Annotated in this window: 22 protein-coding genes and 1 tRNA gene; 9 read left to right on the forward strand and 14 right to left on the reverse strand. The window is 65.3% G+C overall.

Annotated features, from left to right (window positions below; genetic code table 11):
- Nucleotide 1: 1 nt before the first annotated feature.
- The 3 genes from ACYVGS_RS16185 to radA form a co-directional block, all read right to left on the reverse strand.
- Entirely contained in the window at nt 2–895 is an 894-nt protein-coding gene (locus ACYVGS_RS16185; RefSeq protein WP_460589724.1) for a hypothetical protein, read from the reverse strand.
- Nucleotides 895–3381: a cyclic nucleotide-binding domain-containing protein gene (locus tag ACYVGS_RS16190; protein WP_460589725.1), complete on the reverse strand. Its 2487-nt coding sequence runs from the start codon at nt 3379–3381 to the stop codon at nt 895–897. Before ACYVGS_RS16190 ends, ACYVGS_RS16185 begins: the two co-directional genes overlap by 1 nt.
- 141 nt (nt 3382–3522) lie before the next feature.
- On the reverse strand, nt 3523–4911 hold the full coding sequence (gene radA / locus ACYVGS_RS16195) for a DNA repair protein RadA (protein WP_460589726.1): 1389 nt from the start codon (nt 4909–4911) through the stop codon (nt 3523–3525).
- A gap of 103 nt (nt 4912–5014) precedes the next feature.
- Here radA and ACYVGS_RS16200 point away from each other — a divergent pair, with 103 nt between their 5' ends.
- The 3 genes from ACYVGS_RS16200 to ACYVGS_RS16210 all read left to right on the forward strand — a co-directional run bounded on the left by ACYVGS_RS16200 (nt 5015) and on the right by ACYVGS_RS16210 (nt 7748).
- Complete coding sequence (locus ACYVGS_RS16200) at nt 5015–6208, forward strand: DnaT-like ssDNA-binding domain-containing protein (RefSeq protein ID WP_460589727.1); 1194 nt, start codon at nt 5015–5017, stop codon at nt 6206–6208.
- Complete coding sequence (locus ACYVGS_RS16205; protein WP_460589728.1) at nt 6120–6797, forward strand: replication protein P; 678 nt, start codon at nt 6120–6122, stop codon at nt 6795–6797. Before ACYVGS_RS16200 ends, ACYVGS_RS16205 begins: the two co-directional genes overlap by 89 nt.
- 90 nt (nt 6798–6887) lie before the next feature.
- On the forward strand, nt 6888–7748 hold the full coding sequence (locus ACYVGS_RS16210) for a lactonase family protein (protein WP_460589729.1): 861 nt from the start codon (nt 6888–6890) through the stop codon (nt 7746–7748).
- 66 nt (nt 7749–7814) lie between these two features.
- Here the strand turns inward: ACYVGS_RS16210 and dnaB are convergent, their stop codons facing one another.
- From dnaB to rnr, 7 genes are all read right to left on the reverse strand, one after another.
- On the reverse strand, nt 7815–9221 hold the full coding sequence (gene dnaB, locus ACYVGS_RS16215; protein ID WP_460589730.1) for a replicative DNA helicase: 1407 nt from the start codon (nt 9219–9221) through the stop codon (nt 7815–7817).
- A gap of 154 nt (nt 9222–9375) precedes the next feature.
- A complete protein-coding gene (rplI, locus tag ACYVGS_RS16220; protein ID WP_460589731.1) occupies nt 9376–9825 on the reverse strand; it encodes a bL9 family ribosomal protein in 450 nt (149 codons plus the stop codon).
- A 49-nt stretch (nt 9826–9874) separates the two neighbouring features.
- The gene (locus ACYVGS_RS16225) at nt 9875–10768 is read right to left on the reverse strand and encodes a hypothetical protein (protein WP_460589732.1); all 894 of its coding nucleotides are present in this window, start codon (nt 10766–10768) and stop codon (nt 9875–9877) included.
- A 54-nt stretch (nt 10769–10822) separates the two neighbouring features.
- Nucleotides 10823–11050, reverse strand: coding sequence for a small ribosomal subunit protein bS18 (gene rpsR, locus ACYVGS_RS16230; protein ID WP_460589733.1), 228 nt, complete (start codon nt 11048–11050; stop codon nt 10823–10825).
- A 47-nt stretch (nt 11051–11097) separates the two neighbouring features.
- Nucleotides 11098–11541 carry a 30S ribosomal protein S6 gene (gene rpsF / locus ACYVGS_RS16235; RefSeq protein WP_460589734.1) on the reverse strand — a complete coding sequence of 148 codons (444 nt, stop codon included), beginning with the start codon at nt 11539–11541 and terminating at the stop codon, nt 11098–11100.
- Nucleotides 11542–11667: 126 nt separating this feature from the next.
- Nucleotides 11668–12429 carry a 23S rRNA (guanosine(2251)-2'-O)-methyltransferase RlmB gene (gene rlmB, locus ACYVGS_RS16240; protein ID WP_460589735.1) on the reverse strand — a complete coding sequence of 254 codons (762 nt, stop codon included), beginning with the start codon at nt 12427–12429 and terminating at the stop codon, nt 11668–11670.
- Nucleotides 12430–12432: 3 nt separating this feature from the next.
- A complete protein-coding gene (rnr, locus tag ACYVGS_RS16245; RefSeq protein WP_460589736.1) occupies nt 12433–14910 on the reverse strand; it encodes a ribonuclease R family protein in 2478 nt (825 codons plus the stop codon).
- A gap of 135 nt (nt 14911–15045) precedes the next feature.
- Between rnr and ACYVGS_RS16250 the strand changes: the two genes are divergently transcribed.
- Nucleotides 15046–15132: transfer RNA gene (locus tag ACYVGS_RS16250), tRNA-Leu, on the forward strand.
- Nucleotides 15133–15238: 106 nt separating this feature from the next.
- On the opposite strand, the gene ACYVGS_RS16255 is transcribed toward ACYVGS_RS16250, so the two are convergent.
- Nucleotides 15239–16081 carry a fructosamine kinase family protein gene (locus ACYVGS_RS16255; RefSeq protein ID WP_460589737.1) on the reverse strand — a complete coding sequence of 281 codons (843 nt, stop codon included), beginning with the start codon at nt 16079–16081 and terminating at the stop codon, nt 15239–15241.
- 138 nt (nt 16082–16219) lie between these two features.
- Here ACYVGS_RS16255 and ACYVGS_RS16260 point away from each other — a divergent pair, with 138 nt between their 5' ends.
- The 5 genes from ACYVGS_RS16260 to maiA all read left to right on the forward strand — a co-directional run bounded on the left by ACYVGS_RS16260 (nt 16220) and on the right by maiA (nt 20985).
- Nucleotides 16220–16531, forward strand: a complete 312-nt coding sequence (locus tag ACYVGS_RS16260) for a YqfO family protein (protein ID WP_460589738.1) — start codon at nt 16220–16222, stop codon at nt 16529–16531.
- Between the two features lie 210 nt (nt 16532–16741).
- Nucleotides 16742–17503 (forward strand): hypothetical protein, encoded by a 762-nt coding sequence (locus ACYVGS_RS16265; RefSeq protein WP_460589739.1) that lies wholly within the window; start codon nt 16742–16744, stop codon nt 17501–17503.
- Between the two features lie 176 nt (nt 17504–17679).
- Nucleotides 17680–19020, forward strand: a complete 1341-nt coding sequence (gene hmgA / locus ACYVGS_RS16270) for a cupin domain-containing protein (RefSeq protein WP_460589740.1) — start codon at nt 17680–17682, stop codon at nt 19018–19020.
- Entirely contained in the window at nt 19004–20326 is a 1323-nt protein-coding gene (gene fahA, locus ACYVGS_RS16275; protein WP_460589741.1) for a fumarylacetoacetase, read from the forward strand. The genes hmgA and fahA overlap by 17 nt, the downstream gene beginning before the upstream one ends.
- 11 nt (nt 20327–20337) lie before the next feature.
- On the forward strand, nt 20338–20985 hold the full coding sequence (gene maiA, locus ACYVGS_RS16280) for a maleylacetoacetate isomerase family protein (protein WP_460589742.1): 648 nt from the start codon (nt 20338–20340) through the stop codon (nt 20983–20985).
- On the opposite strand, the gene ACYVGS_RS16285 is transcribed toward maiA, so the two are convergent.
- The 3 genes from ACYVGS_RS16285 to ACYVGS_RS16295 form a co-directional block, all read right to left on the reverse strand.
- A complete protein-coding gene (locus tag ACYVGS_RS16285) occupies nt 20927–22120 on the reverse strand; it encodes a class I SAM-dependent methyltransferase (RefSeq protein ID WP_460589743.1) in 1194 nt (397 codons plus the stop codon). The two genes, maiA and ACYVGS_RS16285, sit on opposite strands and share 59 nt — an antisense overlap.
- A 73-nt stretch (nt 22121–22193) precedes the next feature.
- Nucleotides 22194–25295, reverse strand: coding sequence for an efflux RND transporter permease subunit (locus tag ACYVGS_RS16290; RefSeq protein ID WP_460589744.1), 3102 nt, complete (start codon nt 25293–25295; stop codon nt 22194–22196).
- A 2-nt stretch (nt 25296–25297) separates the two neighbouring features.
- Nucleotides 25298–26425 (reverse strand): efflux RND transporter periplasmic adaptor subunit, encoded by a 1128-nt coding sequence (locus ACYVGS_RS16295; RefSeq protein WP_460589745.1) that lies wholly within the window; start codon nt 26423–26425, stop codon nt 25298–25300.
- Nucleotides 26426–26558: the final 133 nt, after the last annotated feature.

Raw genomic sequence — 26558 nt, forward strand, 5'->3', positions numbered from 1 at the left:
GCTACCAGTAGATGAAGACACTGAGGATATGCACCAGCAGGGCGACCAGCAGGGCCATCGTCAGGGGAATATGGAAATACAGCCAGATTTTCAGCAGGCCGCGCAGCTGGACCTCGCGACGGAGCTGCTGCAGCAGCACCTGGCGGCGCCCGAACAGGGCCAGCAGCTCGTTCAACACCTCCGCCTCGGACTGCTTGCGCGCGTCCGGAATGCGCGATGAGAGGTGCTCGATGACCACCGCCTGACCGGAATTGGAAACCGTCCTGGCCTGCTGTTCGCGGCCTCCCGGTACGGTCACCCGCGACCGGTCGCGGGCCATCAACTGCTGCCAGGCGGAGCCGCCGACGCGGGTCAGGTCGAGGGCACTGATGACCAGGGACTGCAGATTGGCGTCGCAGCGGGAGGAAGCCTCGCGGATGCGCACATCGACACGCGCCAACTCCTCCATGCGGTCCTCCTGGGCCACACCGGCTTCCAGTGCCACCACCCGCCCCGGCAGGTGCAGGTAGGCATAGAGGCCGTAGAAGCCCGAAAAAATCACCAGGCACATCAGCACATAGGCCAGGGTATGCACGTTGAAGCCAAACTGCAGGGCGCAGTGAAGCGTGGCAATCACCAGCAGTATCGTGCCCAGGTAGACGTGGGCAGAGGCCCAGCCCTGCACGGTACCGAGGTTGGAGCGATAGCGACGCTTGCGCAGCCCCAGCAGGCTCAGCCAGACAATCAGCAGGGCACCGGCGGTGCCCAGTACATATCCCTGCCAGGTGCCGCCATTGGGGGGCTGGGTCAGCTGCCCGAAGTGCTGGCTGGCATACACGGCCACACTGGCCAACAGCACCAGCAGGGAGGCCTTGAGGTAGCGGTGGTCCCGCCAGTTAAGCAGGCTCTCGCGCATCAACGGGCCTCCACCAGTTGCACGAACTCATCCGGGGACAGGCGCCGCGCTGCGCCGGTCGGGCAGGCGCGCACGCAGGCGGGGCCGCCGGCCTGCCCCATGCAGGCGTCGCACTTGACCGCTTTCTTGCCGCGTTCCTTGTCCTTTGCCGAGGGCTCGAAGGTCTCGGGCTGGCCGGGGCCACTGCCGCGACCGAACAGGATCCAGGACAGCAAGCCCGGCTTGGGGGGGGCCGGGTAACTGAGCTTGATGGCGTTGTAGGGGCAGTTGGTCTCGCAGTTGCCGCAACCGATGCAGCTGTCGGTGATGAACACCTCGCCATCCGCCGAGCGCCGGATGGCATCCGGTGGGCAGTCCTTCATGCAGTGGGGCAGCTCGCAATGCCGGCAGGAAATCGGCACGTGCAAGTGGGCAAAGGAGGGACCGGCGGCCCGGTTGAGGCGGGAGATACCGCCGTGGGTCTCGGCGCAGGCGCGCTCGCAGTTGTCGCAACCAACGCAGAGCGTCTCGTCGATGACCAGGGCATTGGTGGCCTCCCCCAAACCCTGGTCCATCAGGAAGCCAATGGCACGCCCCGCCTCGGGCTGCGAGGCCATGGCATTAGTCTGCTGGAGCAAGCGGCTGAGGCGGTTCTGCAGGGTGGCAACGTGCTCGGGCTGGCTTCCTACCAGGGCCAGGAACTCGTCGCGATAGAGCTTGAGGGTTTCCGTACGCACCGCCGCAGTGGCAGTATCCCGACGCCGGGGTGAACCCATCAGCGCCATCTGCCCGACCAGGTCACCGGAGTGGTGCTGCGCCACCACCAGGCGATCGCTGCCACGGGACAGGACCACCGTGCCGCTGCGGATCAAGTGCAGGCAGTCGCCCTCCTCGCCCTCGGTAAACAGGGCTTCCCCGGCATTGAAACGGCAGGTATCCACCCGCGAGGCAATCGCCGAGAGCTCCTGCAGCCCGAGCTGCGGGCGGAAGGCCGCCTGCAGGGCACGCACGATGAAAATGAGGTCAATACCGCGACGCACCTCCTCATTGGAGTTCATCAGCTTGACCATGATACGCCGAGGCGTCTCGATCAGGATCGCGTCCTCGCTGACCACCGCATCCCCCTGGCGGGGACGGCCGGAAATCAGGCTCATCTCGCCAAAGAACTGACCCGGCTTGATGCTGTGCCAGGGGCCGCCAGGCTCCAGTTGCAGCTCCACCGTTCCCTCGACCAGCGTGTAGAAAGACGTACTGAATTCACCGTGTCGGTACACCGGCTCGCCGGCGGGGATAAACACGGTGGAGCGCTCGCCCTTCTGTGGCGCCTGTGCGTACTCCGCGGGGGGCAGGCTGACCAGGATGCGGCTCTCGATGATCAGCTCGCGGAAGGCCAGCGGATTCATGCGCCGGAACATGGGAATGCGCGACTGGTAGAGGTCGAGCACCGCTTCCGCATCCATCACATAGGGCAGCCCGGAGAACTGCTCCTGCAACAAGGGGTAGTCCGCGGGCTTGATGTCCTTGCCGTGGATGAACTCGACCACGTCGTAGCCCTGGTTCATCGCCTGCTTGATCAGCGGGTAGCCCCCCAGGGCACCGATGATATAGAGGCCCGGCACATTGCTCTGGTAGTGGCGGTCGACGTCGGGAACCGCGTCCGCCGCCGGGCTGTTGATCTCGATACCACAGGATTCCACGAACTTGCGCGGCGGCACCGTCCCCAGGCGCGCAATGATGCGGTGGCAGGCGATACGCTCTTCGCCCGAGGGCGTATTGAGCACAATCGCCCCCATTTCCCCGGCGGCCGCGGGCAGCTCCAGTCCCGCCACATTGGCCTCGTAACGGCAGTGGAAAGGACGCTCCTTGTCGTTAATCGCCGCCAGCACGGCGTTCAGGTTACCGTCCTTGGCCCGGGAGAATTCGCTGCGGCGGTTGATGATGTAGACGCTGTTGTAGTCCGACAGGGCGATGGCATTCTCGATCGCGGCATCACCGGCGCCTACCACGACGATGGTTTCCTGCTGGAACTCAGCGGGGTCATCCAGGGTGTAGCGCACAAAGTCGGACTCGGCATCGCCCTTGACACCCAGCGCGCGCGGATTGCCCTGGGTACCGATGGACAGCACCACATTCTCCGCCTGCAGGGTATCGCCGTCCTGCAGCGTCAGGGTGAAATCCCCGCGGCTGCCGGCGATGGCCACCACCTCGGCGTTATAGCGGATATTCAGGCCGGCGCGGATACTCTCGTCCCAGGCACCCAGAATTTCCTCGCGCTTGCCAGCCACGAAGGGAACCGGGCTGCGCAGGTCCAGAAAGCCCGGCTCGTCCATGACGTGCTTGCCCTTCTGGTACTTCTGGATGGTCTTGGCAAAGGTGGAGAAACCCTCCAGCAGTACATAGCTCGGCGTACTGCGCCCCTGCTCGCGGTCGTGATGGGCCGCCCGGCCCGCCGCACTGAGACCCGCGGGCCCCGCACCCACAATGGCGATGTGTAGCCTCTCCCCCAAGATCGGCTCCTTCCCCTGGTTCTTGTTGTGTTTGTGTTTTTTCCATCGCGGGCGGAAGTCATGCCCCCGGAACCGCTCCAACAACTACTATAGACGCGGCTACCGCGTTTGCCCAAAAACTTTATCCCGTTTCTGTGACAGCTATTCCACTGCGGCCAGCGCTTCACCCAAAGTTGACACTGCCTGCACCCGCATCCCGGGAATTTCGCTGCGCGGCGCATTGGCCCTGGGCACGATGGCGCGACTGAAACCGTGCTTGGCCGCCTCGGCCAGACGCTCCTGGCCGCTGGGTACCGGACGAATCTCACCCGACAGGCCCACCTCGCCAAAAACCACCAACTCCCGCGGCAAGACCCGGTCCCGGAAACTGGAGACAATGGCCAGCAGCAGCGCCAGGTCGGCACTGGTTTCCAGCACCTTGACCCCGCCGACCACATTGGCAAAAACGTCCTGGTCCCCCACCTGCAGACCGCCGTGGCGGTGCAGCACTGCCAGCAGCATGGCCAGGCGGTTCTGCTCCAGGCCCACGGCAACCCGCCGCGGGTTGCCCAGCATGCTGCTGTCCACCAGCGCCTGAATTTCCACCAGCAAAGGCCGGGTGCCCTCCCAGACCACCATGACCACGCTGCCCGAGGCCGGGTCGCCGCTGCGGTCGAGGAATATCGCCGAGGGATTCTTGACTTCGCGCAGCCCCTGCTCGGTCATGGCGAAGACGCCGAGTTCGTTGACCGCGCCGAAGCGGTTTTTTTGGCCGCGGAGGGTGCGAAACCGGGAATCGTGGTCTCCCTCGAGCAGGATCGAGCAGTCGATCATGTGCTCGAGCACCTTGGGCCCCGCCAGGGAGCCGTCCTTGGTCACGTGCCCCACCAGGAACAGCACGGTGCCAGACTGTTTGGCGAAGCGGGTGAGGATGGCGGCGCAGTCCCGCACCTGGGAGACCGAACCCGGTGCCGAGGCCAGGTCGTCGGTGTGCACCACCTGGATCGAGTCCACCACCAGCACGCGGGGCTGCAGTTCGGCAGCGGCATCCAGAATACTCTCGATACGCGTTTCCGACATCAGGCGCAGGCGGTCGCTGGGCAGCTTCAGCCGGCGGGCGCGCATGGCGACCTGCTGGGGGGACTCCTCGCCGGTGACATACAGGGCCGGCTGCTGTGCCGCCAGGTGGCACAGGGTCTGCAGCAAGAGGGTGCTTTTGCCGGCGCCGGGGTGGCCGCCGACCAGAATGGCGGAACCGGGGACCAGCCCCCCCCCGAGCACCCGGTCGAATTCCCCGGCGCCGGTGGAAAAGCGCGGCACATCCTCGAGGTCGATATCCCCCAGCAGGCGCGGCGCCGCGGTGCTGCCGGCAAAACCGCCGGCTCCCCGCGCGGCGACACGCCCACGACTGCCCCCGCGCCCGCCGGCGGCGGGGCCCAGGCGCACCTCTGACAGGGTGTTCCAGGCCCCGCAGTCAGCGCACTGCCCCTGCCACTTGGCGTAGTCGGAACCGCACTCGGTACAGACGTAGGCCGTCTTGCTCTTTGCCATTTCCCGCTCCCTGCCAGAATCCCGCACGCCGGCTGTCCGTCGCCGGGCAAGGCGAGTATCCTAGTAGAGGAGAGTCCATTTGCCCACCAACCGCGGATACTCGATGCCTGTTTCGTCCCTGCTTCCTGAACCCCCACTGTGGTTTTCCCCCGGCCTGGCGGAAACCATCGGCCTGGAGGAAGCCATTCTGCTGCAGCAACTGGCGAGCCTGCTGGGCCACCGCCAGCCGGCGTCGCGGGACGGGCGCGCGTGGCTGGGTGTGGAGCGCGAGTGGTTCGAGGCCAACCTGCCTTTCTGGAGCCCGCAGGACATACAGCGCATCGCCCGCAGCCTGGCCGAAAAGGGCCTGATCCACCTGCAGCTGCCACCACCCCGCCCTGGAGACCTGCTCTACCTGGCGCTGGACGAGGCCCACGGTGGCCCCGGTCCCGCGGCGGAGCCGATCCAGCCAGCGGCTGGCAGCCCCGGGGCGCCAACTGCCCCCACCACCGGTGCCGCAAGCCCGGTGCAGACCGGCGAACTGCCCCGCGCGCGACGTGGTGCCAGGACACTGCCGGCGGACTGGAACCCGAGCGAAGACCTGCTGCGCATGCTGGAGTGGCAGCACGGCATTCCCCGCGACTTTATCCTGGAACAGCGCGAGGAATTTGTCTTCTACTGGCGCGAGCGCGGCGAGCCCGGCCACGCCTGGGAAAACAAGTTCCGTCAGCATGTGCTGAGCCTCTGGCGTCGGCATCAGCAGCAGAAGGCCGAGGCCGCTCCCCTGGATCGGCCCCTGGACAACCACTGGCGACCCAGTTCCGACGCACTGGAGATCCTGCTCCGGGCGGGGGTCGACCGAGAGTTCATCGAGGAGGCGGTTCCCGAATTCATACTCTACTGGCGGGAGCGCGGTGGCCCGCCGAAGGGTGGCCTGAACTCGCGCTTCGTGCAGCACATCCGCATCCAGTGGGCACGCTACAGCTCCTCCATGGTGCACAGCACCGAACCGCGTCGGATCTCACCGGACTGGGAGCCCAACGGCGACGTGTTTGATATCCTGCGCCTGTCCCACATCGACGAGAGCTTCGCCCGCAGCCTGTTGCCGGAGTTCATTGTCTACTGGCGGGACAGCAACCAGGCCCACACATCCTGGAACAGCAAGTTCCTGCAACATGTGAAATTCCACTGGGCCCGGAAACATCAACTGCAACAGGCGGGAAGCCAGCATGCGGGACAACAGCGAGTTGACGGAGCAGGCCGCACGCGAGATCGCAGCCTCGCGGAAGACCTCAGCGACACATCCTGGGCAAAGTAGACGGCCGGCGGAAAGCCCAGGGCCGGACGCCGCCCACATTGAGGCGATCAACCAGGTCTTCGCCCTCTTTCGCCTGAATTACCACAACCAGTATTACGCCGCCTACCCGGACGCCGAGCAGCTGCGCCAGATCAAGAAGCTGTGGCTGGATTCACTGGGGGAATACCCGGTGGAGCAGATCCTGCGCGGGGCCCGCCACGCCATTGAGCACAGCGAGTACCTGCCGACGCTGCACCGCATGCGCGAATGCTGCGAGCTCGGCCTGACCACCCTCGGTCTGCCCAGTCCCCGGGACGCCTTCCTCGAGGCCTGCCGCGCCGGCAGCCCCAAGGCCGCCCAGCCCTGGAGCCACCCCGCGGTCTATGTCGCCGGGCGCGACAGTGACTGGTTCTTGCTGTCCAACAACCCGGAGCAGAAGACCTGGCCGGTGTTCCGCGAGCGCTACCGCCAGGTCTGCCAGCGCGTGCTGCGCGGAGAGAAGCTGGAGATGCCGCCGCCGGAAGCCCTGGAACAGCAGGCCTCGCGCCCGCTGTCGCGGGAGGAGCAACTGGCTGCTCTGCATGCCCTGCGGGAGAAAACCGGGCTCTGAGGCCCGCTGTCTGGCCTACCGCTCGAGAAGCTGATATCTTCCCGGCAAACCACACCAACAAAAGCAAGCAAAAACTGGGGAAAAGACTCAATGAAAACCACGCGCTTCGCGAAAACCGGCCTTGCCACTCTGGTCATCCTGGCGGCCACACAGGCACAGGCCCAACAGACACCCTATGCCTACGCCATCGATGGCGACACCTCGACTGACGCGCCGTTTTATCGCATTGACCTCAACACCTACGCGATTACCCAGATTGGCACGGTGACCGGCGACACCTTTGAGTCGCTGTCCTTCGGCCCCGGGGCCGACACCCTCTACGCTTATACCGACGGCGGCAACGACCTTTACACGATCGACATCAACACCGGCACACAGACCCTGGTCGGCGCCACGGGCGTCAGCACCTCGGATGCCGGCCTGGCCTACTGCCCCGACAACGGCACCATGTATCTGGCCGGTGAAAGCGACGAGCTGTTCACGGTCAACCTGAATACCGGCGTAGCCACACTGGTGGGCGCTACCGGCACCAGCGTAACAGGGCTCGAGTGCGTCAACGGCATTCTCTACGGCGCCGACGACTCTTCGGACAGCCTCTATTCACTGGACCGCGGCACAGGCACCAGCACGTTGATCGGCGCGCTCACGCTCAATGGCAGCCCGGTTGACATATCCGACGGCGGGCTGGGGCTGGCTCCCAACGGCGACCTGCTCCTGGTGGAAGACAGCGTACCCAGCAACCTGTATCGGATCGACACGGCCACCGGCGCCATGACCATCCTCGCCGAGCTGGATCCCGGCGATCTGTCCCTGGAAAGTCTCGCGTCCGAATTCGGCGCCGCGCCGGAAGAATTCAGCGCCCGGCCGGTTCCCGCACTGCCCCTCGGCGGGCTGCTGGGACTGGCCGCCGGCCTGCTGCTGCTCGCCAGACGCCAGCTGGGCCGTCGCTGAAGGCGCCGGGGAGTAGCGACGGCAACACCGCTGCTACTCCCGGGCAAGCACCAGGCCCGCCGGCAACTACTCCTGTTGGTAGCTGCCGTGGGCCAGGTTCTCGAAGCGGGTGTACTGGCCGATAAAGGCCAGACGGCAGGTGCCGATGGGGCCATTCCGCTGTTTGCCGATGATGATCTCGGCCACCCCCTTGTCCGGGGAGTCCTCGTTGTAGACCTCGTCCCGGTAGATGAACATGATCACGTCGGCATCCTGCTCGATCGCGCCGGACTCCCTCAGGTCGGAGTTCACCGGCCGCTTGTTGGGGCGCTGCTCGAGGGAGCGGTTGAGCTGTGACAGGGCCACCATCGGGCAGTTGAATTCCTTGGCGATGGCCTTGAGGCTGCGGGAGATCTCGGAAATCTCCGCGGTACGGCCCTCCGACGAACCGGCGACCTGCATCAGCTGGATATAGTCCACCATGATCATCGCCAGGTTGCCATGCTCGCGCACGATGCGGCGGGCCCGGCTGCGCAGTTCGGTAGGGGTCAGCGCCGGCGTATCGTCGATAAACAGGGGCCGGTCCTTGAGGCGCGGCACCGCCGACTGCAGCTTGTTGACGTCCTCCTGCTCCAGCTTGCCGGTGCGAATGCGGGTCTGGTCGATGCGCCCCACCGAGGACAGCATCCGGGTGATCAACTGGTGCGCGGGCATCTCCATGGAGAACACCAGCACCGGCTGCTCCTGGTGCAGTACCGCGTGTTCCACCAGGTTCATGGCAAAACTGGTCTTGCCCATGGAGGGACGGCCGGCGATGATCACCAGGTCAGAAGGCTGCAGACCGGAGGTGCGCGCGTTGAGGTCGGTGTAGCCGGTGTCGAGCCCGGTGATGTCGCTGCCGGAGTGCAGCAGCTCCTCGATCCGCTCCAGTGCCGTTTCCAGCAGCGGGTTGACCTCCTGGGGGCCACCGGCCTTGGGGCCCTGCTCGGAGATCTGCATGATGCGCCGCTCGGCCTCATCAATCAGGTCAGAAGCCGTGCGCCCCTCGGGATTGAAGCCGCTCTCGGCAATCTCCTGGGCCGCCTCGATCAGGCGGCGCAGGGCGGCGCGCTCGTGTACCACCTGGGCATAGGCGCGGATATTCGAGGCGCTGGGGGTATTACTGGCCAGCTCGGCGAGGTAGGCGAGGCCACCCGCGGCCTCCAGCTCCCCGTTGGCGGTAAGCTTGTCCGCCACAGTGATCACGTCGACCGGTTCCGCCGCCTCGGCAAGCCGCGCGATCTGACGGAAGATCAGGCGGTGGTCGGGGCGATAGAAGTCACTGGCGGTGACCACCTCGGAAATCGCGTCCCAGCCCTCGGGGGACAACAGCAGGCCGCCGAGCACCGACTGCTCGGCCTCGATCGAGTGGGGCTGCATCTTGATACGGGCGAGATCCCGATCCGCCTCCCAGGGGGGCGGGGCCGCGGGGCCGGGGAATTCAGTGTCGGACATGGGCTCGCTTCAGGCCGGTTGAGGGGCGTCAGCGTAACGGATAATGGCGCCGGTCAAAAGCGGCACGACACACGCGCCGCGGCCCGACAAGGCCACGGCGCGTGTTGAAAACAACTGGGTGCAGCACGGCACGTGCGGCACCCGGGTCGCGTGCTTACTCGGCAATGACTGCGATGACAACTGTCGCAGTGACGTCGGCGTGCAGCTGAATGTCCACTTCGAACTCGCCCAGCTCGCGCAGGGGGCCTTCGGGCAGGCGCACTTCGGACTTGTCGACGGCACAGCCGGCAGCAGTCAGCGCGTCGGCGATGTCGCGGGTGCCCACGGAGCCGAACAGCTTGCCCTCGTCGCCGGCATTGGCGCCGATGCTCACCGGGCCCAAGTTGCCCAGGGCCTCGGCACGCTTCTCGGCGGCAGCAACGGCTTCGGCAGCCGCGGCTTCCAGCTCGGCGCGGCGCGCCTCGAAATGAGCGATGTTGTCGGCCGTCGCCGGCACCGCCTTGCCCTGGGGAACCAGGAAGTTGCGGCCGTAGCCGGCCTTCACGTCCACCTTGTCACCCAGGCCACCCAGGTTGCCGATTTTCTCCAGCAGAATGACTTCCATCGTGCTTTCCTCGTTGCGGGGAGTCGCCTCCCTCATCCGTCTTGAATTCTCAGTCGCGGGAATGTCCGTCATTCCCCGATTCATCGGTGTCGTCACCCCAGCGCTGGCGCCAGCGCAACCAGCTGTCAGCCAGCGCCACGCCAACCACGGCCAGCTTGACCAGGTCGAACAACATCCAGGCGAGGTAAAACCCCACCAGCAGGCCCCTGCCCCGACCACGCCGACGTACCCAGGCGTGCAACAGGCCGAGACCGGCAAACATCAGTGGCAGCGTCACAATCACTGCCCAGGGCCGGTATTCCAGCCCCATGCCCACCAGTGCCAGCGCGCCGAGCAACATCGCGGCCGCAGCGGCGGGCGGGTAGTACAGGGCGCGAAACTCCACGCCAAAGCCACCCGGATTGTACAGGGCCGCCTGCCACCAGCGCGCCAGCAGCAGACAGACCACCGACAGCAGCCCGTTGGCCGCCCCCAGCATGCCCGCAACCTGCAGCGGCGTCGGCCGCGGCAGGGCAGTCACCGCCTGGCCATTGGCGGCCATCTGTTGCTCCACGCTGGTCAGGAACTGGTCGAAGAACGCCACGACCTGATCCAGCAGGGGGCCACCCAGCGCCAGGGTCAGGGCACCGGTCGCAAGCCCCACCGGCACCGCTGCCAGTACCGCCAGGGGCAGGCTTACGCTGACGCGCAGCACCACCGCCAGCACGGTGGTCCCCACCAATAGCGACAGCGGTCCGCTGTCGCCAGTCATGGCGAGCACCGCCGCGGCGGGAAAAACCGCCCACATCAGCAGCCAGAGCCCCGCTCCGGGGCCGCGGCGCATGGCCACCAGGGCAATTGCCGCGGCACTGATCCAGCTGAACAGCAAACTGCCGGCACCGGCGACTGCCACCAGCAAAGCCTGCAGGCGGCCGCGCATGACAAAGCGAGCGAGGCCAATCATCGGGACACTTCCCTCACACGGGTGCGCTGCAGGCAGACGCGCCCGTGGACTCGATTACTTGTGCGAATCCGAATAGGGCAGCAGGGCCAGGTAGCGCGCGCGCTTGACAGCGGTGGCGAGCTGGCGCTGGTACCGGGCCTTGGTACCGGTGATCCGGCTGGGAACGATCTTGCCGGTCTCGGTGATGTAAGCCTTGAGGGTATCCAGATCCTTGTAGTCGATCTCCTTCACGCCTTCGGCGGTGAAGCGACAAAACTTGCGGCGACGGAAAAAGCGTGCCATAGAGCTACTCCTTGATTCCTGTTTCTGCGTGACGCTGACGCGGCGGTTTACTCGGCGGACTCGTCGTCGCGGCTGTCAGAGTCGTTGTCGTTGCTGTTGCGCTCGCGGTTACCGCGGTTGCTGTCGGCAGACTGACGCTCTTCGGTGCGGGTCTTGCGCTCGCGGCTTTCCTTCTCGGCCTTCATGATGAAGGACTCGTCGGTGACCGCCTCGTCCCGGCGAATCACCAGGTTGCGCAGCACGGCGTCGTTGAAACGGAAGGTCGTGGTCAGCTCTTCCATCGCGTCGTTGGACGCTTCCACGTTCATCAGCACATAGTGCGCCTTGTGGATCTTGTTGATGGGATAGGCCAGCTGACGGCGCCCCCAGTCCTCCAGACGATGGATCTTGCCGCCGTCCTTCTGGATGGTGTTGGAATAGCGCTCGATCATGGCGGGCACTTGCTCGGACTGGTCCGGGTGGACCAGGAACACGATTTCGTAATGGCGCATGTAGGCTCCTTACGGGTTAATGCCACCCAACGCCGTGGTGTGGCAAGGAGAATCGGCCTCGGAAAGGCCGGGCTTGAATACAAGGGCGCGGATTCTACCCATTTGCGGCGCGGACCGCAAGGGCTCTCAGCGCCGCTGCCTTACCACCTCGAACAGGCAGACACCCGCGGCCACAGAGACATTGAGACTACTGACACTGCCCGCCATGGGCAGCTTGACCAGGTGATCACAGCACTCGCGTGTCAGGCGGCGCAGGCCGCTGCCCTCGGCACCCAGGACCAGCGCGACCGAGTCGGTCAGCTGGCAGTCGTAAAGCTCGGTGTCCGCCTCGCCGGCCGCCCCGTAAACCCAGACTCCCTGACGCTTGAGCGCCTCCAGCGTCCGCGCGAGGTTGGTGACCCGGGCAAAGGGCACCGATTCCGCCGCGCCGCAGGCGACCTTGCGCACCGTCGGGTTGAGGTCGGCAGACTTGTCCTTCGGCACCACCACGGCGTGCGCCCCGGCGGCGTCGGCGCTGCGCAGGCAGGCGCCGAGGTTGTGCGGGTCAGTGACGCCATCCAGCACCAGCAGCAGGACAGGTTGCGCGGCCGCCTCAACCAGGGCCAGCAAACCGGCCTCGTCCAGCACCTCACCGCCGCCCCCCGGGCTCCCGGCGGGACCGTCAGCGGCAAGGCTGGCCACGGCCCCCTGGTGGCGCCCGCCGGCCAGCTGATCCAGCTCCCGCCGGGGCAGGCGCACCACGGACACCCCCTGGTTGCGCGCCAGCTCGAGCAGGCTCTGGATACGCCGGTCCTCGCGGCCGGACTGCAGGGCCAGTTGCACGATCGCACCCGGGCTTCGCCGCAACAGGCTGTCAACGGCGTGAATGCCGTATACGCACTCTGCCACGGCCTAGTCCTGCCGGCGCCGCCGGCGCGGCCCGCGGGCGGTACCCGCCTTGGCTGCAGGTTTGCCCTCGGATTTCTCTGCGGGCTTGCCGGACGCCGCCTTGCTTGCGCCCGCCGGTTTACGGCCGCGCTTGCGTGGTGAGGCGGGTTTGGCGTCGTCCCCCTTGGCAGACGCAGCTGACGCTCCGCCCTTTCCGCTCTTGCCACCCTTCCCGGCTTTGCCGCCCTTGCCGCTTTTAGAAGCCCCGGCGCGCTTGCGCGGCGGCTCGGCCTCCAACAGCTCCAGGTCAATCTTCTTGTCGTCCAGGTCGACCCGGGCCACCTGCACGCGCACCTTGCCACCCATGGCAAACGCACGCCCGCTGCGCTCACCGACCAGGCGCATCTTGGCGGTATCGAAATTGTAGTAGTCCGCGGGCAGCGCCGAGATATGCACCAGCCCCTCGATGTAAAGGTCCGACAGCTCCACAAAGATGCCGAAGTTGGTCACCGCGGCAATGACGCCATCGAACTCGTCGCCCACGTGATCGGTGAGGTACTCGCACTTCAGCCAGGACTCGACATCGCGGGTGGCGTCGTCGGCACGGCGCTCGGTCATCGAGCAGTGCAGGCCGTGGGCCACCATCTCCGGCATTTCGTAGGGGAAGATCTTTGCCTTGGGCAAGGGCACCGCGCCGCGCTGACGCTTAACCAGGGAGCAGCGCTGCTTCGAGCGGATAACGTGGCGAATGCCGCGGTGCACCAGCAGGTCCGCATAGCGCCGAATCGGCGAGGTGAAGTGGGCATAGGCCTGGAAGTGCAGGCCAAAGTGGCCCTCGTTCTCCGGCTGGTAGACCGCCTGGCTCAGAGAGCGCAGCAACATCACCTGGATGATGTTGGCGTCGTCGCGCCCCTCCACTTCGTCCAGCAGGCGACAATAGTGCTCCGGGGTGGGCTTCTCGCCACCGCGCAGGTCCAGCCCCAGTTCGCCGAGGAATTTACGCAGGTTTTCCAGCTTCTCGGCGGTCGGACCCTCGTGGACGCGGTAGAGCACCGGCAGGCCGGTTTCCTCGTAGAAACGCGCCGCCGCGACATTGGCGCAGAGCATGCACTCTTCGATCAGCTTGTGGGCATCGTTGCGCACCACCGGCACAATGGCCTCGATCTTGCGGTTCTCGTCGAAGATGATGCGGGTTTCCGTGGTCTCGAAGTCGATCGCACCGCGGTTCTCCCGCGCCGCGCGCAGAATACCGTAGAGCTTGTGCAGGCGCTGCAGGTCCTTGATCCGCGCCGCGGGCACCTCGGGGTGACTGCCCTTTTCCAGCACCTCACCAACCTGGGTATAGGTCAGCCGCGCGTGGGAATGGATGATCCCCTCGTAGAAGCGGAACTTGCCGAGCTTACCGCTGCTGCTGAGGTCCATCTCGCAGACCATGGCCAGACGGTCGACACCCGGCTTGAGGGAACACAGACCGTTGGACAGCACCTCCGGCAGCATCGGTACAACCCGCCCGGGAAAATACACCGAGTTGCCACGCTGGGCGGCCTCCAGGTCCAGGGCCGAGCCCGGCGCCACGTAGTGGGAGACGTCGGCAATGGCGACCCAGAGGCGCCAGCCGCGGAGTTTCTTCTCGCAGTAGATGGCGTCGTCAAAGTCCTTGGCATCCTCCCCGTCGATGGTCACGAAGGGCAGCTTGCGCAGATCGACCCGGTGCTGCTTGTCCTCCTCCCGGGGTTCGCCTTCCAGGGCGGCGGCTTCTTCAAGCACCTCCTCCGGCCACTCCCAGGGGATGTTGTGGGCACGGATGGCCACGTCGATTTCCAGCCCGGGGTCCAGGTGATCACCGAGGACCTCGCTGATGCGCCCCTTGGCGCTCAGATGCCGGGTCGGGTAGTCAGTGATTTCCGCGGTAACGATCTGACCGGAGAGTGCATCCCCCTTGCCGGCCGGCGGAATCAGGATGCGCTGGGTCAGGCGATTGTGCTCGGGAATGACGTAGCCGATACCACCGTCCTCCTCGTAACGCCCGACAATACTGCTGGTGCCGCGGTGCACCACTTCCACGATAGTGCCTTCGGGACGCCCGCGGCGGTCGGTGCCAGTGATGGCAATCAGTACTTCATCGCCGTCGAAGACGAACTGCATCTGCCGGGAACTGAGGTAGATATCCTCGCCCTCGTTGACCGGTATCGCGAAGCCGTAGCCATCGCGGTGCCCCTGGATGCGGCAGTGCGACAAGTTCATCTTGTCCACCAGGCCATAGCTGCCGCGGCGGTTGACCATCAGCTGGCCATCGCGCTCCATGGCGCGCAGACGCTTGCGCAGGGCTTCCACCTGCTCGAGCTCTTCCAGGCCGAGGTCGCGGGCAATCTGGTTGTGGTTCAGGGGCCGGTCGGCCTCGGTGAGGAGGGTGAGGATAGCTTCGCGGCTGGGAATAGGATTCTCGTAGCGGGCGGCTTCACGCTCTGCGTGGGGATCGGCAATCTTGCCTTTTTTAGCCATAGAAATGGGTATTTCCTTCTTCGTTAACATTCACATGAAAAAATTCTCGCCAACAGTATACGCGAGGATTGACAGGGCTGCCTGGTAAAAGTAAAGTGCGCGCCTCTCGAGGAGTGAGGCTCTCACTTCATCGACGCCCAGGTGGTGAAATTGGTAGACACGCTAGCTTCAGGTGCTAGTGGCCGAGAGGCCGTGGAGGTTCAAGTCCTCTCCTGGGCACCAATTTCAAGGATCAAAGGCCAGCCCAGTGCTGGCCTTTGTCGTTTCTGGGCCCTCCGGCGGCTCAGCTCTACGGCTCGGCGCTCCCCAACGCAACGGTCTTCCACAGTCAGGGGGTCTCGACCTCCAGCCAGGAAACGCTCCGCTCAATCGCCTCCCGGTAGGCACCACCGAACAACAGCAGGTGGTTGAGCAGCGGATACAGCTGGAACAGCCTCTCGCGGCGCGGCCAGTCCACGGGCGCCGCTCCTCCCCAGTAGGCCGCCATGAAAACCTTCCCCGGCGAGCCAAATAAAGTGAGCATGGCGAGATCCACCTCCGGATAGTGACGGTAGACGGCCGGATCGATCACTGCGGGGCCCCGCGGCGTGAAAAGCACGTTGCCCGACCACAGGTCCCCGTGTACCAGGCTCGCCGGCGTGTCCGGCAGCCAGGCTTCCAGCCCGTGGGCCAACGCCTCGATGCGCCCGCCCAGGCGGGTATCCAGCAGGCCGCGCGCCTGGCAGGCCTGCACCATCGGCAGGAGCCGACACTCGCGCTGGAAGACGCGACCATCCGGATGAGGCGCATTGGGTTGGGGCGTGCCGCCGCAGGCATTGTCATGAGACCAGCCGTGGGCCGACCCGGTGACCGCATGCAGCCTGCGCAAGCCTTCACCCAGCGCTCCCGGGTCGCGGCTTCCAGGCACGACCTCCAGGGCTTCCATGACCAGCCAACCACCACCTGCAGCCAATACCTCCGGCACCACCAGTCCCGAGTCGGCGGCGGCCAAAGCAGCCAGGCCCTCCGCCTCTGTGGCAAGGCGCTCGGCTGCGTCCTGCTTGACCACCACATCGCCACAATTCGTGGCCAGGCGATAGACCGCGGCGATATCGCCGCCGGACAGCGGCTCAAGCACCCCTTTCGGCCGCAGCCCTGCGGTCTCCAGGCAGGCCTGCAGTTCCGCGTCCATGCCACCTCCTCCGACTTCTGCATCACTCAAGACTCGACACGGCGTCAAGTCGCGGCTGCGCCGCGATCCAGGCTGACGCGAGCGCTCGAATATGGCAAAACAGCAGGCTCTATCCTGCCGCAAAAAGGAGTCGCACTCATGTACAAACTGGCTTTCTTCGTACCCGTGGACGATGCCGAGACTGTCAAGGAGGCCGTCTTTGCCACCGGTGCCGGTCGCATCGGCGACTACGAGGCCTGCTGCTTCGAGACACCGGGTACGGGGCAATTCCGCCCGCTGCAAGGCGCCATACCGCATATCGGCAGCGTGGGCGCCCTGGAACGTGTGGCCGAGCTCAAGGTGGAGCTGGTCTGTGAGGATGCCCTGATTCGCGACGCCCTGGCGGCACTGCGCCAGGCCCATCCCTACGAGGAACCGGCCTTCGATGTCTGGCGCCTTGAGGACCTCTAATGCGCCGCAAGGTAGCACCCGGGAAGGGCATGGGAAGAGGCGGCGAAAGCGCGCGGCTAGCCATCAAAGGTCAGCGGCCCCAAAAGCGTGATACACGTCACACTTTTGGTGCTTTGATCCCGCGATCTGATCTTCTTCTTGTCGCCCTTCCCGACATGTCGTAATTTTTCGGCATTAACTTTAATCGTATTACACAGGGGAAACATTCCAATGATCAAGCAGCTTGCACTGCCGGCGCTTGCCGGCCTGGTTTTCACGCTGGGGGGAGCTCTCGAGGCCGCCGCCCAGGCGCGTCCAAACTTGATGTTTTGCGGCAGTAGCAGCGCTACGGGCGCGGAGCTCTATTCCGGCATCGGCACACTGAATGAAGTCTCCGGCTGTACGCCAGATTCGGACACCCAGGCCCTGCTGATTACCCGCAGCGGCACCATCGCCGGCAACGGCGCAGACTGGCTGGCCTATCTCAACAACGGTGGGATTATCATCACTGAATACAATAACCCAGAGCTTGTGTACAACGAAATTTACGGCACAAGTTATACCAACGAGGGCGGCGGCAACTGCCAAGATAACGTCATGCCGTCGGTCATTCTCAACCCCTCCGACCCCTTCTGGGTGGCCAACCCCCTAACGCCCGTCGGCCCAGCAGAAGACAGCTGCGGCTCTGACCTGCAGGATGTAGTGAGCGGCGAAGGTGGCACCGTCATCGCTCTCGGCGGCAGGGATCCGGAAGGCACCGTGTCTCTGGCCTATCGCAATCAGGGCAGTGGCGTCCTGTTCCTCGCGGGTGCCGACTGGCAGGACGGGGAGGCCGTCTACACCGACGCCTCCCGCAGCCTGTTCGGCGCCATGATCACCGCACGCTTCACCCCGGTCAGCGTGGCACCGGTGCCTGCACTGCCCCTGGGGCTGCTGGGCCTGCTCGGTGGCATTCTCGGCCTGGTGGGCCTGCGCCAGCTGCGCCGCCAGTAGAACTGGGCCGATCCCGCCTCCCGAAGCCCGGCCCCTGCGCCGGGCTTTTTGTTAGTAAGCAGACTGCTTCCGGCCACCGCCGGCTCACATTTGCCTGTCCACGCGAATTTGTTCCCGGGCGCGCTCTCCGCTATATTGGTTTCACTTGCAACTATGGCGCCCGAGCACCGCAGATCATGACCAGCCACCAGAGCGGCAGCCGCACCTACCTCACCGGTTTCGGCAACCAGCACGAGAGCGAGGCCCTGCCCGGCGCCCTGCCCGTGGGGCGCTTCAATCCTCAGCGGGTCAAGTACGGCCTGTACGCGGAGCAGTTCAGCAGCACCGCCTTCACCGCCCCGCGGGCCGACAACCGCCGAAGCTGGTTCTACCGCACTCGCCCCTCCGTCGTGCAGGGAGACTATGTGCCCTGCGAGCAGCTGGGCGAGTCTTTCCAGACTGGCCCGCTGGCGGGCTCCGTACCGCCCAACCTGCTGCGCTGGGACCCGTTGCCCTCCCCCACGGAACCCCGCGACCTGCTGGAGGGGCTGGTCACCCTGGCCACCTGTGGCGATGCCCTGGCCCAGCGCGGGCTCGGGGTGCACCTGTACGCGGCCAGCGTTTCGATGCATCACCGCTATTTTTACTCCGCCGATGGCGAGTGGCTGTTGATCCCCCAGCAGGGCGCACTGCGACTGCGCACCGAGTGCGGCGTGCTGGACCTGGCGCCGGGGGAAATCGCCGTGATACCCCGCGGCATGAAGTTCGCCGTCGACCTGCAGGAAGCAGCCGCGCGGGGTTACCTGTGCGAAAACTACGGCGCACCGCTGACCCTGCCCGAACGCGGACCGGTAGGCGCGAATGGCTTTGCCAATGACCGGGACTTCCAGTACCCCGTGGCCGCCTACGAGGATATCGAGGGCGACTTCGAGCTGGTGGCCAAATTCGGGGGCCAGATCTACCGGGTCAGCATGGGCCACTCCCCCCTGGATGTGGTGGCCTGGGCCGGCAACTCCGCACCCTACAAATACGATCTGTCCCGCTTTAATGTCATGGGCTCGGTCAGCTATGACCACCCCGACCCCAGCATCTATACCGTGCTGACCTCGCCCTCGCACACCAGCGGGGTCGCCAACCTGGATTTCGTCATCTTCCCGCCGCGCTGGATGGTGGCCGAGGACACCTTTCGCCCCCCCTGGTATCACCGCAATGTCATGAGTGAATTCATGGGGCTGATCGAAGGGCTCTATGACGCCAAGGAATCGGGCTTCCTGCCCGGGGGCAGCAGCCTGCACAACTGTTTCTCGCCCCACGGCCCGGAGGCCGCCGTGTTCGAGCGGGCCAGCCAGGCAAGCCTGGCCCCCGAGCGCTATCGCGATACCCTGGCCTTCATGCTGGAGTCGCGCTATCCCTATCAGGTCACCCCCTGGGCCATGCACAGCCCACTGCGGCAACGGGACTACCTGCGTTGCTGGGACGGGTTGAGCAAACACTTCGATGGCAGCCCCCAAGGAAGCCCCCATGCCGACACTGAATGAAACCCACGATCCGGCTCTGCAAAGCTGGCTGGAAACCGCCAACCTGCCGGATACGGATTTCCCCATCCAGAACCTGCCCTTTGGCGTGTTTCGCGTCGCCGGCACCGAAGAGCACTTCCGCGGCGGGGTGGCGATTGGCGACAGCATTGTCGACCTGCACGCGCTGAGCGAAACCGGCCTGCTCTCCGGCCCCGCCCACGAGGCCGCACAAGCCGGTGCCTTGCCCGAGCTCAACGCCCTCATGGCGCTGGGCCCGCGGGCCTGGTCGGTGCTGCGCCTGGCGCTATCGCGCCTGCTGCGCCGGGGCGCCCCGGAGGCGTCGGCCGTGCGCGCCTGCCTGGTGACGCAGGTGGACGCCGAGTATCGGCTGCCCTGCCGGATTCATGATTTCACCGATTTCTATACCTCGATCCACCACGCCACCGCTGTGGGCTCCCTGTTCCGGCCGGACAACCCACTGCTGCCGAATTACAAATGGGTGCCGATCGGGTACCACGGCCGCGCCTCCTCCATCGGCATTTCCGGGCAGGCCTTTCACCGGCCCGTGGGACAGACCAAGGCACCCGACAGCGACACCCCCGCCCTGACCCCCTGCCGCCGACTGGATTACGAACTGGAAATGGGCGTTTTCATCGGCCCGGGCAACCCGCTGGGCACACCCGTTCCCATCGGCGATGCGGAAGACCACGTGTTTGGTATCTGTCTGCTCAACGACTGGTCGGCACGGGACATCCAGGCCTGGGAATACCAGCCACTGGGGCCCTTCCTGGCCAAGAGCTTCGCCTCCACGGTCTCCCCCTGGGTGGTCACGCTGGAGGCCCTGGCGCCCTGGCGTCGCCCCTTCCAGCGGCCGGCCGAGGACCCGCAACCCCTGCCCTACCTGAGCAGCCCCGAAAACAGTGCCGAGGGGGCTTTCGACATCCGGCTGGAGGTGCTGTTGCAGACCGAGGCCATGCGAAGCCGCGGTGAAGCGCCCGTTTCACTCTCCCGCTCGAACTTTCGCGACTCCTACTGGACGGTGGCCCAGCTGGTCACTCACCACAGCGTGAATGGCTGCAACCTGCAGCCCGGCGACCTGCTGGGCAGTGGCACCCAGTCGGGGCCAGAGCCCGAGGCGGGGGGCTCGATCCTTGAGCTGACCCGTGGCGGCAAGCAGCCAATCAGCCTGCCCAATGGTGAAACCCGTACCTTCCTGGAGGACGGCGACACCGTCATACTGCGCGGCCACTGCGAGGGCGGCGATGCCGTTCCCATCGGCTTCGGCGAAGTGCACGGAACCGTGCTGCCGGCACATTCACCGGTGTAAGGAGGCTGCACATGGAGCTGTTTTCCTATTTCCGTTCAACCGCCGCCTACCGGGTACGCATTGCCCTCAACCTGAAGGGCCTCGACTACCAGCTGAGCCCGGTGGACCTCGCAGGCGGCGAGCAGCGCGGGGCCAACTACCTCGCGCTCAACCCCCAGGGCCTGGTGCCCGCCCTGCGCCTGGACGACGGTCAGGTGATTAGCCAGTCGACCGCTATCATCGAATGGCTGGAGGAGACCTGTCCGTCACCCGCCCTGCTTCCCGGGGGTTCCACGGAACGCGCCCTGATCCGCGGCTGGGTCAACACGATCGCCTGCGACATCCATCCCCTCAACAATCTGCGGGTGCTGAACTACCTGAAGAACACCCTGGCTCTGGACGAGGCCGCGAAGACCACCTGGTATCACCACTGGCTGCAGCTCGGCTTCGAGGCATTGGAACAACAGCTGGTGGCGACACCCTACTGCGCCGGCGAGCAGCTATCGCTGGCGGATGTCTACCTGATCCCCCAGGTTTTCAACGCCAGGCGCTTCCATTTCGACATGGCCCCCTTCCCGCGCATTCGCGCTGTCTGCGAAGCCTGCCAGCAGCTGGAGGCCTTCAAACGCGCCCGGCCGGAAAACCAGCCGGACGCTGCAACTCCACCTGCATCAGGTTGATCTCGCCGGCGCGGAACATTCCGGCACAGGCGGCGAGGTAAAAGCGCCACTTGCGCACAAATGTTTCGTCGTAACCCAGGGCGCGAACCGCATCGAGCTGCGCCATGAAGCGCTGATACCAGTGCTCCAGGGTCAGGGCGTAGCAGTGACCGAAAGTAAAGACGTCGTTGACCGCCAGCCCCGCCTGCTCCGCCAGGGCGACAAAGCCCGGCTGGGTGGGCAGCATGCCCCCGGGAAAGATGTGCTGGCGCAGGAAATCGTTGCCGTTGCGGTAGCGCTCGAAGCGCCCCTCGCGGATGAAGATGCTCTGGATCACCGCGCGCGCACCGGGCTTCAGAAAGGCCAGCACGTCGGCCAGATAGGTCCGCCAATAGTCCTCGCCCACGTGCTCGAACATGCCGATGGACACCACGCCGTCGAACTCCCCCGTGACTTCGCGATAATCCCGCAACTGCACATCGGTCTGCCCCGAGAGGCCCGCGGCGGCCAGCCGCGCCCGCGCGTAGGCCGCCTGTTCGGTGGAGAGAGTAACCCCCGCGATTTGCAGGCCCTGCTCGGCAGCATGTGCCATGAAGCCCCCCCAGCCGCAGCCGATCTCCAGCAGCCGGGCGCCCTCGGGCGCCTGCAGGCGACGAACAATCCGTGCGTACTTGGCCTGCTGCGCGGCCTCCAGTGACATCGCTTCCGACTCGAACAGCGCACCGGAGTAGGTCATGCTGTCATCCAGCCAGAGACGATAGAAGTCGTTGCCGAGGTCGTAGTGGCGGTGCACATTGACCCGGCTGCGGCGCAGGGTATTGCGCAGGAGGTGGTGCCGCAGCCAGTCGAGGGCGCGCAGCCAGCGGGAGCGGCGCGTGACGGCATCAAAGACCGCGAGATTTTCAGTCGCGAAGCGCATCAGCGCTATCAGGTCCGGCGTCTCCCAGTCGCCGGCCATGAAGGCCTCGCCAAATCCGATGTCACCCTGGATAAGGATGGCGTCGAGCACTGTCCAGCGCTTCAACACCAGCTCGGCACGGGTGCCGGACTGGCCGCCCGCGATGACCCTGACAGCACCGTCCGGCAGGTGCAGCGTCAACTCACCGCGGGGAACACTGTCGAGAACCCTGAGCAGCCACTGTCTGCGTGCATGCATGCTTCCCCCATACGCGTTTCAGGATGGCTTCCTGCAACGAGTATAGAACATGGCCCGCGGACGCAAACCTCGTTCAGGCCGCGGCGGTCTCCCCCGCGGCCGACTGCGCAGCCACATCGCGCCCCAGGTAGAGGTACACGGCGGGCAGCACATACAGGGTAAACAGCGTGCCGATGGTCATCCCGGAGGCAATCACCAGGCCCATGGAGAAGCGCGCCGAGGCACCCGGGCCGGATGCCAGCAGCAGCGGGACCATGGCGATCACCAGGGCCGCGGTGGTCATCAGTACCGGGCGCAGCCGCACCGAGGCGGCCTCTTCGATCGCCTCGCGCTTGGCCATGCCCTCTTCCTGCAGCCGGTTGGCAAATTCCACGATGAGGATGCCGTGCTTGGAGATGACCCCGATCAGGGTCACCAGGCCCACCTGGGTATAGATGTTCAGGGTGGCCCCGGTGACCTGGAATATCGACAGGGCATTCAGGCACAACAGCGCACCGCTGACCGACATGGGCACGGTTACCAGCATGATGATCGGGTCGCGGAAAGACTCGAACTGGGCCGCCAGTACCAGGTAGATCAACAACAGGGCGAAGAAGAAGGTCATCAGCAGGGAGCTGCCCTCGGTGACAAACTGACGGCTCTCGCCACCGTAGTCGACGCTGTACTCCCGGCTCAGCACCTCGTCGGCAATCTGTTCCAGGGTCTCCAGCGCGTCCCCCAGGGCAACACCCGGGCGGGGGATACCGTTAAAGGTCGCCGCATTGAGTTGCTGGAAGCCCTTGAGGGAGCGGGGCACCACTTCCCGCTCCAGGGTAACCAGCGTACTCAGGGGCACCAGGTCACCGCTGCGGGTGCGGGTGTAGTAATTCATCAGGTCCGCGGGCTCCAGGCGCTGCTGGCGCCGTACCTGGGGAATCACCTCGTAGGAGCGGTTGTTCATGGAGAAGCGGTTGACGTAACCACCGGAGAGCAGCACCGCCATGTCCGCGCTCAGGGTCTGCATGTCGACCCCCAGCAGGGCCGCCTTGTCGCGATCGATATGGACACGCTCGCGCGGCATGTCGATCTGCAGGTTCTGGTCGATGAAGATGAACTTGCCGCTCTCCCGCGCCCGCCGCAGTACCTCCTGGGCATCCTCGTAGAGAATATTGAAATCCAGGGTGGTGGTGATCACGAACTCCACCGGCATGAAACCGCTGGTGGGCAGGGGCGAGGGATTCAGCGCATTCACCTGCAAACCGGCGATGGATTTTACCCGCGGCAGAATATCCTGCTGCAACACTTCCTCGGAGGAGCGCTCGCGCTCACTCCAGGGCTTGAAGATGAAGCCGCCGAAGGCGCCATTGGAGGCCCCCGCGGAGCCCGGGCTCATGCCATTGAACAGGAAGTTGACGTCGATTTCCGGGGTCTCCCGGGTGATGCGGCCGATCTCCGCCGAGAAGGCCTCGATGTACTCCAGGGTGACGTAGGGGTCGGAGTCCGCCGGATAGAAAATCAGCCCCAGGTCCTCCGCGGGCGCCAGTTCGGAAGGTGCGCGCAGGAACAGGAAATAGCAGGAGGCCAGGATGATGGCACCGAACACCAGCACCCCGGCGCGATCGTCCAGGACCCGGTCCAGATCGCGCTGGTAAACCCGACGCAGGGACTCGAAGCGCTGGTCCAGCCAGTGCTCGAGGCGATTGCTGCTATCGCCGGCATCCCGGCGCAGCATGCGCGCGCACATCATCGGCGACAGGGTCAGGGCCACGATACCGGAAATCAGCACGCTGCCCGCCAGGGTGAAAGCGAACTCGGTGAACAGCGTCCCGGTCAGACCGCCGATAAAGCCAATCGGCAGATACACCGCCACCAGGGTGGTGGTCATCGCGACAATCGGCCAGGCCAGCTCCCGGGCGCCCTTCAATGCGGCGTCCATCGGTTCCATGCCGTGCTCAATATGCCGGTGAATGTTTTCCAGCACGATGATGGCGTCGTCCACCACGATACCGATGGCCAGCACGAAGGCGAGCAGGGTCAGCAGGTTGATGCTGAACCCCATCAGCTGCATCAGGAACAGACCACCGATCAGGGACAGGGGTACCGCCACCGCGGGGATCAATACCGAGCGCATGGAGCCCAGGAACAGGAAGATCACCACGATAACGATCAGCATCGCCTCGATGATGGTTGCCTGCACGTCGCTGATGGCGTTCTCGATGTACACGGTGGCGTCGTAGTTGATGTTGCCGTCGATGCCTTCCGGCAAACGCGGATCGATCACACCCTCGTAGACCTCGCGCACCCGGGCGATCACGTCCAGGGCGTTGGCGTCCGGCGCCACGTCGATCTGGATAAAGACCGCTTCCTCGTCGATAAACATGGAGGACGCATCGTAGCTCTCGTTGCCCAGTTCCACCTCGGCGATATCACCCAGGCGAACGATGGTGCCGCCGTCCTCCCGCAGGACCAGGCGCTCGAACTCCTCCACCGAATTGAGGTCGGTCCCGGCCTTGTAGCTGACCTTGATCATGCTGCCCTTGGTGCCGCCCACCGCGGAGAGCACATTGTTGGCCCGCAGGGCGGCGCCCACGTCACTGGCGGTCATGCCCAGGGCCGTCATGCGCTCCTGATCCAGCCAGATGCGCATGGCGAATACGGCGAAGGTTTCCGCCTTGGCACGCAGTACACCCGGCAGGGTGGACAGCTTGGGCTCCACTTCGCGCTTGACGTAATCGGCGACCCGGTTGGTGGGCAGCTGGTCACTGGTGAAGGAGATATACATGGTCCCCACCTGCTGCCCCACCGACAGGTTGATGACCGGGTCCTCGGCCTCCCGCGGCAGCTCGTTGCGCAGCTTGTTGACCTTGGTCACCACCTGGGTGAGCACCTCGTCGGGATCGGCATCGTTGCGCACGTAGGCGGAGATGGTCGACAGGCCGTCGGTGCTGTCGGAGGTGAGGTAGTCAATGTTCTCCGCGGTGGCGATCTCCTGCTCCAGCGGCGTGGTGATAAAGCCCTTGATCAGCTCGGCATCGGCACCGATATAAGCCGTGGACACGGTGATCACCGCGTTCTCGATCATCGGGTACTCACGCACGTTGAGTTCACTGGCGGCGCGCAGCCCGAGAACCACCAGGAACAGGCTGACCACGGTGGCCAGCACCGGCTTGCGGATAAACAGGTCGGTAAATTTCATGGTCAGCCGTTATCCGGTTGCGGGGTCAGACTGGAGGCAGGCTGAATGCTGTTGTTGATGTTCACCGGCATACCGCTGTCCAGCTTCAGCAGACCACTGCTGGCAACCACCTCACCCGGGTCCAGGCCTTCTTCAACCGAAATCATGTCACCGCGTGCCTGCCCCAGGGTCACGAAACGCTGGGAAACCGTCTTGCTCCCGTCCTTGTCCTGTACCACATAGACGGAATTGCCATAGGGACGGTAGGCAATGGCGGTGCGCGGCACGATCACCCGCTCCATCTGCAGCCCGATGGGCAGCTTCAGCCGGGCAAACATGCCCGGCCGCAGCAGTTCGTCGCGATTGGCCAGGGTTGCCTGCACGGTGAAATTGCGGGTATTCGGGTTGACTACCGGGGAGATCGCCGTCACTTCGCCCTCGAAGGTACTGCCATCCAGGGCTTCCAGGCGGGCCTCCACGGACATCCCTTGCTCCACCTGCTGGCTCAGCTGCTCGGGCAGGGTAAAATTGACATAGAGCTGGTCCAGGGCCTGCAACTCGATGATCGGGTCGCCCGCCTGGACATAGTCACCCACGTTGTAGCGGCGGATACCCAGCCGGCCGGCATAGGGGGCCCGCAGGGATTTCTGTTCGATGCGCGCCTTCTGCGCTTCCACCCGGGCCCGGGCCTGCTCCAGCTGGCTGGCGCGCTGGTCGAGCTCCGCCTCGGAAATATTGCGCTGCGCCACCAGGCTGTTGGCCCGGCGCAGCTCCAGTTCGGCCAGGTCGCGGGCTGCCTCGAGCGCCGCCAGCTCGGCGCGGTCGGGGGCTGAATCCAGGGTGAGAATGACGGCCCCGGCTTCCACCTGCGCCCCGTTGTCGAAGTGGATCGCTTCCACCGTGCCGGGCACTTCCGTGGCCAGTTCCGCGCCGCGAATGGCCACCAGGGTCCCCACCGAGTCCACCGCGTCGCGCCACAGGGCCGTGCCCGCTTCCGCCGTGGTGATAGTGGCGGGTTCCACGGGCATGTTGTCCATGAACTCGTTCATTTTGATGCTGCCGTACCATTGCATGCCCAGCACGCCCCCGAACACCAGCAGCGTGAAGATCAGCATCAGCCACATGCGCTTGCCGAACAGAACTTTCTTCATAGAGTCTCGTTTCCCGTGATCCATCGGAAGGGGCCGGGCGAAGCGCAGCGGATACGCGCTGGTGCCGCGGGCAAAGCCCCCTGACTGCCACACATGGCGAAAGCGAAATGATACGCCCCCGTCCACGGGGGTG

The organism is Haliea atlantica, from assembly GCF_054779855.1.

Coding starts and splice junctions, on each gene's coding strand:
- ACYVGS_RS16185 (WP_460589724.1), bottom strand. CDS start 895: ATGCGCGAGAGCCTGCTTAACTGGCGGGACCACCGCTACCTCAAGGCC.
- radA (WP_460589726.1), bottom strand. CDS start 4,911: ATGGCAAAGAGCAAGACGGCCTACGTCTGTACCGAGTGCGGTTCCGAC.
- ACYVGS_RS16200 (WP_460589727.1), top strand. CDS start 5,015: ATGCCTGTTTCGTCCCTGCTTCCTGAACCCCCACTGTGGTTTTCCCCC.
- ACYVGS_RS16205 (WP_460589728.1), top strand. CDS start 6,120: ATGCGGGACAACAGCGAGTTGACGGAGCAGGCCGCACGCGAGATCGCA.
- ACYVGS_RS16210 (WP_460589729.1), top strand. CDS start 6,888: ATGAAAACCACGCGCTTCGCGAAAACCGGCCTTGCCACTCTGGTCATC.
- dnaB (WP_460589730.1), bottom strand. CDS start 9,221: ATGTCCGACACTGAATTCCCCGGCCCCGCGGCCCCGCCCCCCTGGGAG.
- rplI (WP_460589731.1), bottom strand. CDS start 9,825: ATGGAAGTCATTCTGCTGGAGAAAATCGGCAACCTGGGTGGCCTGGGT.
- ACYVGS_RS16225 (WP_460589732.1), bottom strand. CDS start 10,768: ATGATTGGCCTCGCTCGCTTTGTCATGCGCGGCCGCCTGCAGGCTTTG.
- rpsR (WP_460589733.1), bottom strand. CDS start 11,050: ATGGCACGCTTTTTCCGTCGCCGCAAGTTTTGTCGCTTCACCGCCGAA.
- rpsF (WP_460589734.1), bottom strand. CDS start 11,541: ATGCGCCATTACGAAATCGTGTTCCTGGTCCACCCGGACCAGTCCGAG.
- rnr (WP_460589736.1), bottom strand. CDS start 14,910: ATGGCTAAAAAAGGCAAGATTGCCGATCCCCACGCAGAGCGTGAAGCC.
- ACYVGS_RS16255 (WP_460589737.1), bottom strand. CDS start 16,081: ATGGACGCGGAACTGCAGGCCTGCCTGGAGACCGCAGGGCTGCGGCCG.
- ACYVGS_RS16260 (WP_460589738.1), top strand. CDS start 16,220: ATGTACAAACTGGCTTTCTTCGTACCCGTGGACGATGCCGAGACTGTC.
- ACYVGS_RS16265 (WP_460589739.1), top strand. CDS start 16,742: ATGATCAAGCAGCTTGCACTGCCGGCGCTTGCCGGCCTGGTTTTCACG.
- hmgA (WP_460589740.1), top strand. CDS start 17,680: ATGACCAGCCACCAGAGCGGCAGCCGCACCTACCTCACCGGTTTCGGC.
- fahA (WP_460589741.1), top strand. CDS start 19,004: ATGCCGACACTGAATGAAACCCACGATCCGGCTCTGCAAAGCTGGCTG.
- maiA (WP_460589742.1), top strand. CDS start 20,338: ATGGAGCTGTTTTCCTATTTCCGTTCAACCGCCGCCTACCGGGTACGC.
- ACYVGS_RS16285 (WP_460589743.1), bottom strand. CDS start 22,120: ATGCATGCACGCAGACAGTGGCTGCTCAGGGTTCTCGACAGTGTTCCC.
- ACYVGS_RS16290 (WP_460589744.1), bottom strand. CDS start 25,295: ATGAAATTTACCGACCTGTTTATCCGCAAGCCGGTGCTGGCCACCGTG.
- ACYVGS_RS16295 (WP_460589745.1), bottom strand. CDS start 26,425: ATGAAGAAAGTTCTGTTCGGCAAGCGCATGTGGCTGATGCTGATCTTC.